14 protein-coding genes are annotated in these 13,419 nt (G+C 52.2%); 2 read left to right on the top strand and 12 right to left on the bottom strand.

All coding sequences use genetic code 11. From position 1 onward, the window contains the following. Positions 1–10 precede the first annotated feature (10 nt). Entirely contained in the window at positions 11–811 is an 801-nt protein-coding gene (locus tag SACSAC_RS03070) for a Cof-type HAD-IIB family hydrolase (protein ID WP_037283375.1), read from the top strand. A gap of 78 nt (positions 812–889) precedes the next feature. Here the strand turns inward: SACSAC_RS03070 and SACSAC_RS03075 are convergent, their stop codons facing one another. The 9 genes from SACSAC_RS03075 to cysT all read right to left on the bottom strand — a co-directional run bounded on the left by SACSAC_RS03075 (position 890) and on the right by cysT (position 9,435). After that, positions 890–2,074 carry a hypothetical protein gene (locus SACSAC_RS03075; RefSeq protein ID WP_037283377.1) on the bottom strand — a complete coding sequence of 395 codons (1,185 nt, stop codon included), beginning with the start codon at positions 2,072–2,074 and terminating at the stop codon, positions 890–892. A 172-nt stretch (positions 2,075–2,246) separates the two neighbouring features. Beyond that, the gene (locus tag SACSAC_RS03080) at positions 2,247–2,585 is read right to left on the bottom strand and encodes a hypothetical protein (RefSeq protein ID WP_037283380.1); all 339 of its coding nucleotides are present in this window, start codon (positions 2,583–2,585) and stop codon (positions 2,247–2,249) included. Positions 2,586–2,706: 121 nt separating this feature from the next. Continuing rightward, the gene (locus SACSAC_RS03085) at positions 2,707–3,789 is read right to left on the bottom strand and encodes a glycoside hydrolase family 88 protein (protein WP_245608718.1); all 1,083 of its coding nucleotides are present in this window, start codon (positions 3,787–3,789) and stop codon (positions 2,707–2,709) included. 164 nt (positions 3,790–3,953) lie between these two features. Continuing rightward, a complete protein-coding gene (locus SACSAC_RS03090) occupies positions 3,954–4,238 on the bottom strand; it encodes a hypothetical protein (RefSeq protein WP_037283382.1) in 285 nt (94 codons plus the stop codon). A gap of 37 nt (positions 4,239–4,275) precedes the next feature. Further along, positions 4,276–5,055 carry an MBL fold metallo-hydrolase gene (locus SACSAC_RS03095; RefSeq protein WP_037283384.1) on the bottom strand — a complete coding sequence of 260 codons (780 nt, stop codon included), beginning with the start codon at positions 5,053–5,055 and terminating at the stop codon, positions 4,276–4,278. Between the two features lie 536 nt (positions 5,056–5,591). Then, the gene (locus SACSAC_RS03100) at positions 5,592–6,695 is read right to left on the bottom strand and encodes a sulfate ABC transporter substrate-binding protein (protein WP_084777890.1); all 1,104 of its coding nucleotides are present in this window, start codon (positions 6,693–6,695) and stop codon (positions 5,592–5,594) included. Between the two features lie 36 nt (positions 6,696–6,731). After that, entirely contained in the window at positions 6,732–7,799 is a 1,068-nt protein-coding gene (locus SACSAC_RS03105; protein WP_037283387.1) for an ABC transporter ATP-binding protein, read from the bottom strand. 1 nt (position 7,800) lies between these two features. Beyond that, entirely contained in the window at positions 7,801–8,598 is a 798-nt protein-coding gene (locus tag SACSAC_RS03110) for a sulfate ABC transporter permease subunit (RefSeq protein ID WP_037283390.1), read from the bottom strand. A 3-nt stretch (positions 8,599–8,601) separates the two neighbouring features. Next, on the bottom strand, positions 8,602–9,435 hold the full coding sequence (gene cysT, locus SACSAC_RS03115; RefSeq protein ID WP_084778388.1) for a sulfate ABC transporter permease subunit CysT: 834 nt from the start codon (positions 9,433–9,435) through the stop codon (positions 8,602–8,604). A 301-nt stretch (positions 9,436–9,736) separates the two neighbouring features. On the opposite strand from cysT, the gene SACSAC_RS03120 reads away from it, so the two are divergent. Then, positions 9,737–10,138 carry a secondary thiamine-phosphate synthase enzyme YjbQ gene (locus SACSAC_RS03120; RefSeq protein ID WP_037283393.1) on the top strand — a complete coding sequence of 134 codons (402 nt, stop codon included), beginning with the start codon at positions 9,737–9,739 and terminating at the stop codon, positions 10,136–10,138. A 246-nt stretch (positions 10,139–10,384) separates the two neighbouring features. Here the strand turns inward: SACSAC_RS03120 and SACSAC_RS03125 are convergent, their stop codons facing one another. The 3 genes from SACSAC_RS03125 to SACSAC_RS03135 are packed head-to-tail and all read right to left on the bottom strand — an operon-like array spanning position 10,385 to position 13,252. Next, positions 10,385–11,866 (bottom strand): IS1182 family transposase, encoded by a 1,482-nt coding sequence (locus SACSAC_RS03125; RefSeq protein WP_037291892.1) that lies wholly within the window; start codon positions 11,864–11,866, stop codon positions 10,385–10,387. 56 nt (positions 11,867–11,922) lie between these two features. Then, positions 11,923–12,696 carry a DUF4097 family beta strand repeat-containing protein gene (locus SACSAC_RS03130; protein ID WP_156950930.1) on the bottom strand — a complete coding sequence of 258 codons (774 nt, stop codon included), beginning with the start codon at positions 12,694–12,696 and terminating at the stop codon, positions 11,923–11,925. Further along, positions 12,653–13,252 carry a TetR/AcrR family transcriptional regulator gene (locus tag SACSAC_RS03135; RefSeq protein ID WP_342666439.1) on the bottom strand — a complete coding sequence of 200 codons (600 nt, stop codon included), beginning with the start codon at positions 13,250–13,252 and terminating at the stop codon, positions 12,653–12,655. The genes SACSAC_RS03130 and SACSAC_RS03135 overlap by 44 nt, the downstream gene beginning before the upstream one ends. Between the last annotated feature and the right edge of the window lie 167 nt (positions 13,253–13,419).

The raw sequence follows: 13,419 nt of genomic DNA on the forward strand, positions 1-13,419 counted from the left end.
GAGAGAAACCATGACTTACAAATTGATTGCAATCGACATCGACGACACGCTGATTAACGACGACAAACAGGTGACGCCCGCGACTCAAGCCGCTCTGGAGCAAGCGGTCGAAGCAGGCGTTGTGGTGACGCTGGCAACCGGACGCGCTTACGCTTCCGCGAAGCAGCTTGCCGCTCAGACCGGATTGAATGTGCCGATCATCACGTATCAAGGCGCATTGGTGAAAAACCTGCTAGACGGCAAAGTGCTGCTGGAACGTCACGTTCCGGTCGAAGCCGCGCTCAAACTGGGCAAATACTGCCTGGAAAACAATCTTCATTTGCAAACGTATATCGACGACAAGCTGTACGCGCGCGAAGAAAACGAAAAGCTGGTCGCTTACGCCCAGTTGAACAATACGCAATTCTACTTGGAACCTGATTTCGAGAAGCTGTTCTCGCAGCCGACGCCGAAAATGCTGATCATCGACGATCCGGCGTTCCTGGACGAATTGGCACCGAAGCTGCACGAATTGCTCGGCGACCAGGTGCATATCACGAAGTCGAAGCCGCATTTCCTCGAAATCATGCACCATGAAGGCACGAAAGGACATGCTTTGGCTTTCCTGGCCGACTACTTCGGCTGCACGTTGGAAGAATGCATCGCGATCGGCGACTCGTGGAACGACCACGAGATGCTGGAAGCCGCAGGTCTCGGCGTAGCGATGGGCAATGCGATCGAGCCGCTGAAAGCGATCGCCGATTTCATTTCCGCAAGCAACAACGAAGACGGCGTGAAAGTCGTGATCGATAAATTCGTGCTGAATAAATAGACCTGACAAAGCCCGGAAGCGATATGCTTCCGGGCTTTTTTTCGTTTCTGACGATTCTCAACTGTCTAGGGCATGTTTTCAATAAATGCTGAACGAATGAATCGGTTCCCCGTCGTATTCGTAGCGGAACACGAGCAAAGCGCTTTTCCAGTGGTAGATCATCACGTAACCGCCTTCCAATTCATCCTCGTATTCTTCTTGCGGGGTTCCCAGCCATTCTTTCACTTGATGAGTTCGCATGAACGTTCCGTTCAACTGGGTAGTCAGCTCTCCGACCCGTGCATGGGCAGGAATTTTGCCTTGATACATGTAATCGTTAAAGCCGACCCACAAGTTTCCGTAACCGAAATAACCGCCCCATTCACCGTTTTCGACTTTTTTGGGACTGCCCATGATCGAACGGACTTGTTTTTCCGTCATGCCGATCTTTACCTGGGGTTGGCCGTGCAGCACGTGCTTTAAGGCGGACTGCTTGATCGAATCAAGCAGCGCATGCGCACCCTGTCCGGTCGGCCAGGCATTGGACGGCGCATACAAATCGTCGACGTGCCGCAGCTTCAATTGCTTGAGATCCAGCTTATAGATATCGAACCGGTAACGGCCCGAAGAATTGTCGTAAACCCGTGTCTGAATCCGATCGCCGTTTAATCCCCTCATCGCGTTTTTCGGAGCAGCCGCAATTTCCTTGCCCCAAATGCTGCCGTTGCCGTCGGTAACACCGAGAGAATGCAATATTCCTCCGGTAATCGCGAATCCTTGGATCAGGTTTACGTTGGAGCTTGCGGCTTCGGACAGAAACAGCAGATCCGGCCGATTCTTGCCGTCTCCCGGCAACCGGAAGCTTTCATTGCGAGTGGCGTTGAACGAATAGAAGTTCAGGTTGATATTTTGCACGGTTCCCGTCTTTTGCCCGTTTTTCAACAATGCCGCTCGGTACGTGCCGGAATAAATGACATCTCCTGCGTTCGCTCCGGCCCAGGCTTCGTTCTGCGTCGTTACCGTTTTTTTCTCGTCGGTTGCGAACAGGTATAGCGTATATAACTGCTTTTTTTCATCCCGCATCGGAAAATACAAACGGCTGATCGATTTCAGCTTAGTCGCATCGATCGTCGCGCCTGCCGCTTCCGCCTGCGCGGCAGGCCAGAACGCAACAGCGGACAACACGAGAATCAAGCTCAATAACAGTGCAAGCCCCCGTGTTGTTTTCAGATTTTTCCCACTCCTTGAATACAACGCGTACGTTGCTTTTCGGTCTTTCGTCATTCTGTTTCATCTCCTCTATTATGTATGCTCGCGATCTTCCTCTAACGTACCAGCTTACCATATTCGTACAAATCAGAGGTACATATTTATGCAAAAAAAGCCCGAAAGCGATTAGGCTTCCGGACTCGATTCATCTATTCCATATCGCTCATCCCGATCAACAACGCCCGCATTACGAGGACACGGAACTGCTTTTGCCTTTTCGTCCACCGTACAAACGCATTGCCCAAGCCACAATGGCCCAGCCCAGACTTACGGCCATCAACGGGAACATCACCAGTAACGGAATATCGATCATCGCTCCGATATAATCGGGATTGAATAACTGATAGATCCATCCCGGTAAAGTGGCCAAAAGGCCGACCGCGAGCAATACTCCGCAGCTGATCCAAGCCCGGCGCGAGAAACGCATCGCTGCGGCGATCAGAGCCAGCAAAATGAGCAGCTCAGCTATCCAGATTAAACGAAACAACGGATCGGGAAATGCTTCGGCAGGGTTAATTAACCACATGGCCTCTTCTCCCCTTCCTTATTCAAATGCCCGTTCATGCCACGCAGCCTTACTTCTTCTCAACGTCCAAAAGCTGCATGTACGAATACTTACCCGCATACAGACCGCCGACACTTCCACCCTACTCCGTCTTCTCAAAGAGTCCCGGGTATCCGCGAAGCTTCGCCAATGCCTCCGCAAAGAAATAATCGCCATAAATAATCGGAACGTTCAGGTGGCGGCGCTCCGGGTAATGCACCGTGCCTTTCACCAACAGACCCTCTTCGTGATCCGGCGTTGAGAAGTTCTGATGCAAACCGTGCAGCAAGCTGGACGCGCTCTCCCGGAAAAAAGCTCCGCGGGACGAATGACGTGCCAGCTCCAACAAGCCGCTTGCCGCAATGGCCGCTGCGGACGAATCCCAAGCGACGCGATGGTCTTTCGTCGCGCGGAAATCCCAAACGGGAACGATATCCTGACCGAGCTGCTCCAAGAAGAAGTCAGCGATGCCTTCGGCAGCCGCCAAATACTGAGGCTTTCCCGTATAGCCGTAAGAAAGAGCAAACCCGTGCAGCGCCCAAGCGGTACCGCGTGCCCAAGCCGATCCTTCCGCAAAGCCCTGACCGCCATGCTCCTTCAGCTTCATCCCCGTCTCCGGATCGAATTCGATAGCATGGCAAACGGAATGATCATGCCGCACAAAATACTTCAGCACCATATCCGCATGCAGCATCGCGACTTGTTTGAAGCGCGGATCATTCGTTTCTTCCGACGCCCAATACAGCAGCGGCAGGTTCATCATGCAGTCGATAATCGCAACGCCGCGCGTGTCCATATTTCGTCCTTCAAAGTTCCAGGCACGGATATAATGGCCTTGAACATTGAAGCGTGCCAGAAGCAAATTCGCAGCCAGCAGCCCGCGACGGCGCGATTCGCGATCGGCGTTCAATTTGTAATTGGCGACGCCTGTCGGCAGCCATAAAAAACCGAGATCATGATCGACCTGTTCCGGATCGCGCAGCACCTGCTCCAACTGCCGCTCGCATTCATCGGCAATTCGGCTCAGCCGTTCGTCCGCCCTATCCTGTTCGATCAGGCGCAGAATGCCCGGCCAAAATCCGGCGGTCCACCAACCGGGCGACTCTTGATCGTAACGACCGTTCGGCGCCGCGTGCGGGAAGGAAGCTCCGATTCGCTCGGCCAACTTTTGCGTCTTTTGCAGCATATGTTCCCAGGCTTCGTTTACCCACGGGTCTTTTGATGAAGCAGAAGAAAGAGCCGCTTCGAATTGGGAATCCCTTGATCGGCCGGCCATGCGCGGGTCCACTTCTCCGATCGTCGTACCGATATGGGCGTCAGGCCGCTCTTGTTCGTCTTTGCCCATCCCGCTTACTCCGTATCTTCGGTCGGCCGATCGAACGGTTTCCGGCTTGCGTCTTCTTCGTCATGCTCCTTTTTGAAAGCTGAAGCCGCTTCCGCCATGCGGGGATCGACTTTTCCCGGCGTCGTGCCTTCATGGAAGTCCGGTCGTTCGCCGAGAGGCGTTTCTTCTTCGGCATGCGTAGGATGCATGGAGCTGTCGTCTCTGAGGTTGGTAGGATCGTCTTCCGTCGGATCGAGTCTTTCTTCCAAAGGATCACTGTTGTGCGGATTCTTCTTTTCGTATTCGGTCATGTTCATATCCCTCCGTCAATCGAATTGAGTTGCTGTTTCATGTTCCCAACTTTACGCGAAGTCCGGTTCTGGCTGCCGATACGCGCTCGGGAAGATCGGATAATCGATTCAGGTCGACGTCATGCGACATATGGGTATAAATGGTCTGCTTCGGCCGAACTTCCTGCAATAACTCTGCCGCTTCGCGCATATCGTATACCGAACGCGTCGAATATTCTGCGTCTTCTTGGACGAAGCTCGTTCCAAGCACCAGCAGATCGGCGCTTCGCATAGGCTGAATCTCCTCTGCGGACAGCCCGATCGAGTCGGGACAGTACACCCAGGAGAAGGTTTCTTTTTCTAACCTATATGCATACGAATACCCGTTCTTGCCGTGATTGACCCTCCAACCTGCAATCGACCAGCCGCCCAGCATCAACCCGGGCTCGACCCGGATCAGCTCCAAATTGCGCTCCAGCCACGGATATCGCTCCGCAATCGCTTCCAACACTTCGCCGGGAGCGTAAAGTTTGCCTTGCGTTCCCGTCCAACGACATTGATCCGCCCACTCGGGCAGCCCGCCGATATGATCGAAATGCGGATGCGTGACCAAGATCGTATCCACCGTCCGAATGCTTCCGGCCTCCATCTGCACCCGCCAATCCGGACCGCAGTCGATCAAAAACCGCCGTTCCCCGTCTTCTACCGACACTAACGAACGCAGCCGCCGATTAACTCCGGTTGTTCTCGCCTCCTCGCATACGATGCACTCGCAATACACCCGAGGAACCCCCATCGCGTCTCCCGTCCCCCAAAAAACCAATTCGTCTTCCGCCATTGCTCTCACCTTTCCGTTGCATGCTGTCTGATATTCTTCAAATTATAACCCAAATTCTCCTCTGTAAAAAAGTTCGCGATCTTTTAAGATCCTATTCGTTGAACGAACAAAAGGGCTGCGGGAAAAATTCGTTCGCGACGCTGTCTCACGCAGAAAGCTTACGCTTTCCGCGTTCAAAGGCGTCGCTCACTGAATTTCTCCATCCGCCTCCGGTGGTTTGTTCTGAAAAAGTATAGGACGTTTTTTGGGTACTAAAAAAAATTCAGTAAGTTAAAGATACAAAAAACGTCGGATTTGCAGTATAAGTGCAAACCCGACGTTTTTAAAATATCGTTTAACATACGGTTGTAGAATCGTATCTGCTTATACCTCATTCAAATTAAAAAAATAGGACAACTACTACTCTCTTTTCCCTTCCCTAAAAAAAACGCGGACGATCGAACACGGCGCGGTGATTTCGAATTGAGCGACTTTCGGCTTTCCGCCAGGAAAACGAGCATAAGCGAAAGTCGAAATCACCGCGCCGCGCCCCCCGTTCAGATCCCCGCCAACACCTGATACCATATTCCCCGTTTCGAATAAAGCGTTTCTCGAACTTCGTTCCAACCGCCCAAATATTTGATGTCGAACAACCCCGGCGGAACGGGATAGTCCTGTTCAAACTTCGCATAGACAGCCGGATCAGTCGGTCGGAATCCGTTTTCCGCGAAAACTTGTTGGGCTTCCGCCGACCACAGGAAATCCAGAAACGCTTCCGCGACTTCGCGGGTGCCGTGTTTGTCCACGTTGGCATCGACGACAGCGGCCGGATTTTCGATCAGGATCGTGTCGTCCGGCACGACGACTTCATACTTGGCGCCCTGTTTGATCCGCGCGACCAACTCGTTCTCATAAGTGACAAGCGCGTCGCCTACGCCGTATTCGAACGCCGCCATCGACGCGCGTCCGCTTTTATCCAAAGACTCGATATTGGCGTGTACGGATTCCAGAAATTTTTTAGCGAATGCAGGGTCTTTTTCTCCCGTTTCCCGTTCCGATTCTTTCAGGCCGGCTCCGTAAATCGCGTTGATATCCCATTGCGCGCCGCCCGACGTTTTCGGATTCGGATAAAGCACTTTGACGCCCGGCTTCGCCAGATCCGCAAAGCTTTTGATACCAAGCGGATTGCCTTCGCGCGTGCCGATCACGGCGACCGAACGGGTAATCATTCCGCCTTCGGGCTTTTCTTTCCAATTCTCGTTGACCAATCCGGCTTTGGTCAACTTGTCGATATCGCCTTCAAGCGACAGCAGCGTCACGTCGGCTTCAAAGCCTCCGACGATCGCCCTGGCTTGAGTGCCCGACGCTTCGTATGATTCCTCGAAAGTCACGGTTTGGCCGGTTTCTTCTTTCCACTTTTTCTGAAAAAGCGGGATGATGTCCTGCACCGAATCTTTGACCACGCTGTAGGCGCCGATGACCAACGTCACGTCGCCCTGCTGAGCCGTTCCTCCGGCGCTTTCCGCCGTGCTTTCGCCCGAGCTGCAACCGGCCAGCAGGGAACCGAGCAAGGCCAAAGAAGCCGCGACGGCCGGCCAACGCTTGAACTTGCCCAATCGTCGCTTCTCGGCCTTTTCGCCATATTCGTATCCGTGTTGCATCTTTTCACACCCTCGCCTAATGAGTTGCTGCCGCAATCAGATCATCATGGACATCGGATCGACTTTGAAGCGGTTTTCCGCGATCCAGCTGCGTTGTTCGTTATACAAATAAGCACGATGCACCATCACGCGAACCGGATCACCGACTTGCAAAGGCTCTTTTTCGAGCGAACGGTACGTAATCAATTTTTGATCGCCGACTTGCACCTCGACCAGCCACTGGCTCCCGCGAAAATGCAGATGCTGCACGACGCCTTCTTCGGTAGCGGAGAGCAACGGGAACTCGATCGGACGCCCAACCTCTACGTATTCCGGACGAATCAGCGCTCTTGTCCCCGCCGTTTCGGCAGCGCGATCGAATCCGTGCAGTTTCACCGCGTGCTCCACTTGAGTCGATTCCCCGATAAACGAAGCCACGAACGGCGTAGCCGGTTCTTTGTAGATATCCCACGGCGTGCCTTTCTGCTCGACTTGTCCCTGACTGATGACCATGATCTCGTCGGCTACCTCGATCGCTTCGTCCTGGTCGTGCGTGACGAAAATCGACGTGATGCCCACGCGCTCGATCAATTCCCGCAGCCATGAACGAAGCTCCTGCCGAATTTTGGCGTCGATCGCCGCGAACGGTTCGTCGAGCAGCAGCAATTGCGGCTCCGGCGCAAGCGCTCGGGCAAAGGCCACGCGCTGACGCTGACCGCCGGACAACTGCTGCGGATAACGCTGTTCAAAGCCTTTTAACCCGGTCAGCTCGACCAGTTCCATGACGCGTTCGCGCACTTGCGCTTTCGGCGTTTTTTGGACTTTCAAGCCGTACGCGATATTTTCGAATACTGTCATATGCTTGAACAATGCGTAATTTTGGAAAACGAATCCGATACCCCGCTCCTGCGGCGGCAGCTCGTTCACCCGTTTGCCGTGAAAAAGAATCTCGCCGGCATCCGGACTTTCCAGTCCAGCCAGCATGCGCAGAATCGATGTTTTGCCGCCGCCGCTCGGGCCGAGCAGGCCGATCAGATGTCCTTTTTGAATATTGAACGAGACGTCTTTTACCGCATGGAAACTGCCGAAATGTTTATCAAGTCCGCGGACCTCCACATGCTGCATATCAGTGCACTTCCCTTCTCTTCTTCGTCCATTCCATCAACAACAGCAATCCCGCCGAGAACGCAGCCAATACCAGCGCAATCCCGCCTGCTGCCGCGATGTTGAAGTTTTCCACGTCCTGATACACAAGGGTTGTCGCGGTCTGCGTTCGGTTGATGATATTGCCCGATACGACGAGCACCGCTCCGAATTCGCCCATCGAGCGCGCTATGGTCAGTACCGCCCCGTAAGCCACGCCCCAGCGGATCGACGGCCAGGTCACGCGGCGGAACGTCGTCCACCCGTAAGCGCCGAGCGTCGCGGAAGCCTGCTCCTGATCGTCGCCGATCTCTTCGAGCACCGGCATGATCTCGCGCACCATCAGCGGGAACGTTACGAACAGCGTCGCGATGACCATTCCCGGGAACGCATAGACGATATTGACTCCGATTTTTTCGAAAAAGGCTCCGATTGCCGTATCCGGTCCCACCAGCAGCACGATCATGAGACCGCCGATGACGGGAGACACGGCGTACGGCAGATCAACGATGCTGTTCATGACGCTGCGAAGTCTGCGGCCGAGCCATTTTCCGCGCACGAGATACAGCGCCGTCATGATGCCGAACACCCCGTTCAGCACGGTGACGCACAGTACGACCAAACCGGTCATCATCAAGGCGTGCAGCGCTTCCGGCCGGCTGATCGATTCGACGAAGCCCGACCAACCGTCAGCGAACGCGCTTTGCGTCATTTTGACCAGCGGAGCAACGAGCAGGATCGCGAATACGAGATAAGTGAGGATAATCCATAATTTTTTCATTCGTTATGCTCTCCCTCCCCGCCGCTGTACCCGGTTAATGAACCAAAGAATGAGAAGCGATAAGGTCAGCAGCAATACCGATACGGCAGCCGCGCCCAGATTGTTGTCGCTCTCGACTTCGCCGTAAATGAAAACGGAGGCAGTGAGCGTTTTGGCCGGAATATTGCCTGCGACCAGCACGACTGCGCCGAACTCCGCCAACGCACGGGAGAAGGCCAGCATCGCGCCTCCGGCGATACCCGGCGCAATCTGCGGCAGAATGACCCGGAAAAAGGTCGCCGCACGCGATGCCCCCAGCGTGTACGAAGCTTCTTCGGCGGACGCGTCCATCTCTTCGAGCAGCGGCTGGATCGCGCGGATCACGAACGGAAACGTGACGAACACCATCGCGATCACGATGGCCGGCTGATGGAACACGATATCGAAACCGAGCTTTTCCGCGATCCCACCTACCCAGCTATTCGGCCCGAGCAGCAGCAGGATCATCAATCCGCCTACCGCGGTCGGCAGCGCGAACGGCAGATCCACCAGGCTGTTGAGTACCGTTCGCCCGTAAAAGCGGTAACGCACCAGCACCCAGGCGATCATTGTTCCGATCAGCACGTTGATGACGGTCGCGATCAGCGCCAGCTTGAGCGTAAGCAGCACTGCTTTCCAGGCGATCGGGTCGGAGATGCTTTCCCAAAACGGCGCCCAGCCGTCGGTGAAAGCATAAACGTAAACGCCCGCGATCGGAAGGACAATCAATACAACGAAATACAACAGGACCGTCGTGCGAAAACCGTAGGTCCAACCTTTGTGACGCAGCCATGACGTTTGCACCGGATCTTCCTCCAATTTGGAGACTTGCACGAAGGATAACGTTTGCGTTATTTTCGCCGGAAGTCTCATCGCATTATTCCCATTAGTCTAGTCGGTTTAACTTACTGCATAATGTATCAGGGTTAACGAACAGCGTCAATATGCTTTTTTTCAAAACGGAATAAATGGTGGGGGAACGATTGCGCGGCGCCGGGAGCGTGTTTCGACCTGCGCTTCGGTTCGAAATACGCTCCCGGCTGGGGGAATCGGGGAGGTGGGTGGGTAATATAAAGAAAGGAGCAACAAAGAAAAAAATCACAAAAATCGGGAGGAAAATATGCTACATACGCTAAAATTGTCGACGTCGAAACGGGACGAGATTGTGGACATTACGCCGCAGGTACGGGAGGTGGTGCGGCAGAGCGGGGTTGAGAACGGGATTGTGATGGTGTATTGTCCGCATACGACGGCCGGGATTGCGATTAACGAGAATGCGGATCCGGATGTGAAAAAGGATATTTTGATGATTCTCGATAAGGTATATCCGTGGGAGCATCCGAAGTATCGGCATGCGGAAGGCAACACGGCTGCGCATCTCAAAGCGATTACTTGCGGATCTTCGCAGACGATTATTATCGATGGCGGACGGTTGGTGTTGGGAACTTGGCAGGGCGTTTACTTTTGTGAGTTTGACGGGCCTCGTTCTCGAACGTTCAAGGTGAAGATTATGCAGGGATAGACGAAAAAACGCTACTGTTCAAGCCTTGCGGAAGCTTGATCGGCGGCGTTTTTTTGAAGCACGAAAGATCCTCCGCGCACTTCAGCGAAGTAGCCGTTTCTCCCGTCTTTATAGCTATGCTCGGTTTGATTGTTCAACAAAAAGCGGGTTTGGATGTCCGAGGCTGCTGAAAAAGTCCTTACGTTCAAGAAAAAGTGTACGCCAAGCACGATCCGGTCAGGTTTTGGACCGGGTCGTGCTTCTTTTTTACTTCGTTTCGTTCTTTTGTTCCTCCATCAGCTTCAGAATTCGCTTCATATTCACTGCAAAGATCGCCATCGCGCCTTGGATCTGCATGCCTTTTAGACCCGAGTACGACGAGACATCGTACCCGTGTCGGTTCTTTAATTCGCTATTTTTGGCTTCAATCTTGTACCGTTCCTTCGCTTTTTCTCGAAATTCTTCAGTGTCTTGAAAGGCGATTTGCGCCTCGTGTTCGCCGCTTTTAATCGTCACGGAGTACGTCTTGCTTTTCGCGCCTTCCTTGTAACATCCCGCTTTAAACGGACAGACTTGGCACGTCTCGACTTCGAAATAATACGTATCCTGCTGGTTCTTTCCCTGGTTTTTCTTTCCTTGTCTGGCTTTTCGAATCGCTAAATGTCCGGCTTTGCATACGTACATCCCCGCATCTTTGTTAAACTCAAACTCGTCTTCTTTCACTCGACTGCCTTGCGTCACGGACGGATTTAATCGAGAAACCAGCTGGAATTTGGGCTCCTGACTCGCGGCGATCAAATTGTCTTTTTCCGAATACGCCATGTCGCCGACGACCGTTTCAACTTCCATTCCGGCTATCCGGCTTTTTTGAATCAACTCTTGAAGCTGTTTGCCGTCATTTTTTTCACCTGTGGTTACCACCGCCGCTGTAATCAAACGCTCTTCGCTCATCGCCAGATGCGTTTTGTAGCCGAAAAAGGCGGAGTCTGCGCTCTTGTGTCCCACTTTCGCATCGGGATCGGCTGAAAAGCGCAGCTGTTCCTGGTCGTCGTTTACCATTTCTTGCAGGAGCCGCAGCGATTCACTAACGGCCGGAATTTCCGTCCACCCTTCCCAAGCGGACACCTTTTGAATCAACGTTTCACAGTAGGCCAATTCGTTTTCCAATGTGCTCTTTTCCGGCTTCTTCGGCATCTTTTCCCGAAGGGAGGCGTCGAATCCGTACAGGGTTTTGCGAAGTTTTTTGGCTTGGTTATGTAAAAGTTCTTCCGGCTTTTTTTGGTTAAAGTGCGCTTTCGTATGCGTCGCGTCGACGATAATCGTTCGGCTTTTGAGCACATTCTTTTCCTGAGCCAGCTGCACCGTTTTGCCAATCAGCAGATCCAAGAGCTTTTCGTCTTGAAGACGCTGTTTTCGAAAAACGGTAAGGGAGCTGGAATCCATCACTTGTTCTTCGGGAGCCATATCTAGAAAGTACTTGTACGCAAGGTCGGAACGGGAACGTTCGACAAGATCCCAATCGGACATCGGAAAAAGAGCTTTAAGAAGCAGGTACTTAAATAAGCGAATGGGATCGATAGCCAGACGTCCGTTATCCAGGCAATATCGGCTTTCGAGTTCTTCCCGGACAAAGGAAAAGTCGATCAGATCATGCAATTGACGAAGGAGATGAGTAGGAGGAACGACCAGATCGTACAAGGCCATATACGGACTTGAATGAGGCGTGGGATTCGATTTTGGAGGAAGCATGGACAACCACCCGCTTTCCTAGGATACCTTCAACATAAACAAAAATAGCGTCCGATTCAACTAAAGTTGAATCGGACGCTGAGAAGTGGGTTTTTCAGCAGCCTCTGGATGTCCCCGGAGATTTTTTTGGACGTTAGTGTGAACCCTGTATTTTCAGGAATGGATAATTCTACTTTGGCGCCTGTCGAGATCGAATGAATACGGCTCGGAGCCAGAGCGGATTGAATCGATACTCTCCGGCCCGTTGTGCGTGAACGAATTTCTTTGCAAAATGCTCCTTCAAGACTCACTTTGGATGAAGAAGATTCAAGTTCCAGTCGATTCACAGTCAATTGCTTTCCGGCGATGTGCGCACCCACTGCGCGAAGATTAAGGTTTTGGTACGTTCCGCTTAAATCTGCGCGCCCGGAAGTCATCGTACAGCGGGCTTGGCCTGCGTCCATACATTCGATGATCAAATGACCGCCTGTGCATATGACGACTAGCTCGTTTAATTTTTTTCGAGGCAACGAGACGAGAATCGAGGTTTGATGCAGATTCAAGCCGATAAAAGGTCTGCGCTTTCTCCCGTCGATAATCGATAATTTCCCTGCGTCCACCCGATGCCGAAAAAGCTTCCTTTCCGGAATCCTGCTACTGCCCGACTGAATGATTTTTATCGCTTCGCCTTCCCCTTGGATCACTCTAACCTGCCCAACCGTCCAATCGATGGACAATTGACTGATCTCAGCTTCAACAGATTCCTTTTTCAAAACAGATCCGATATTCGGGTTGGCAAACACTTCATCACTCCTGCTCATTTGAGTCATATCGATGGATGATTTTTTCAATCAGAGTATCGCTTACAATATCCACACCCATTCCCTTCATCATCTGTTGAAGAAACGTTAATCGGCTAAGCGTTTCGCTGCGGGTTCGTTCAAATAAAATCGGGTTAACCCAAATATTCGCGAGCAACATGAACACTTCTGCACACTCTAGCGGATAGTCTGTTGTGATCGAGCCGTCCGCTTTGCCTTCAATCATGATTTGAGCAATAGTGCGCGCATCTTTTTGGACGCTTTCTTTGATACCGGCTACAACGAATTGCGGATTTTTGATTTGGGCAGCCAGAATCTGATCCATCGTATGGATTTCGAGATCCGCTACCATCTGTTCCAGGATTCGGATTAATCGATCTTTGGAATTTGCAGCTTGCGTGTTGGCGATCAGCTCTTGCATTCTTCGAGTGGCATAATCAAATCTCTTCCTCATCACGGCTTCCAAAATATCATCTTTCGACTTGAAATGATGATACACGGCGCCCTTCGATAATCCAAGTTCCGTGATAATATCCTGAATACTTGTTTTCTCAAATCCTTTCTTGCTAAAAAGCGTTGCGGACACGTTTAAAATATGTTCGATCGTCTGCTCCGGATATTTGTTTCTCATAGTTTCTCCTTTTTTACATACCAACGGTCGGTATGTAAATATTATAGTCTGCTTCTCACATTGTCAACCTACAGAAACGCAAGTTCAATCCAATACAAAAAACCACATCTTAAAAGACATGG

This window comes from Saccharibacillus sacchari DSM 19268 (genome assembly GCF_000585395.1).
GTDB classification, from domain to species: Bacteria; Bacillota; Bacilli; order Paenibacillales; family Paenibacillaceae; genus Saccharibacillus; species Saccharibacillus sacchari.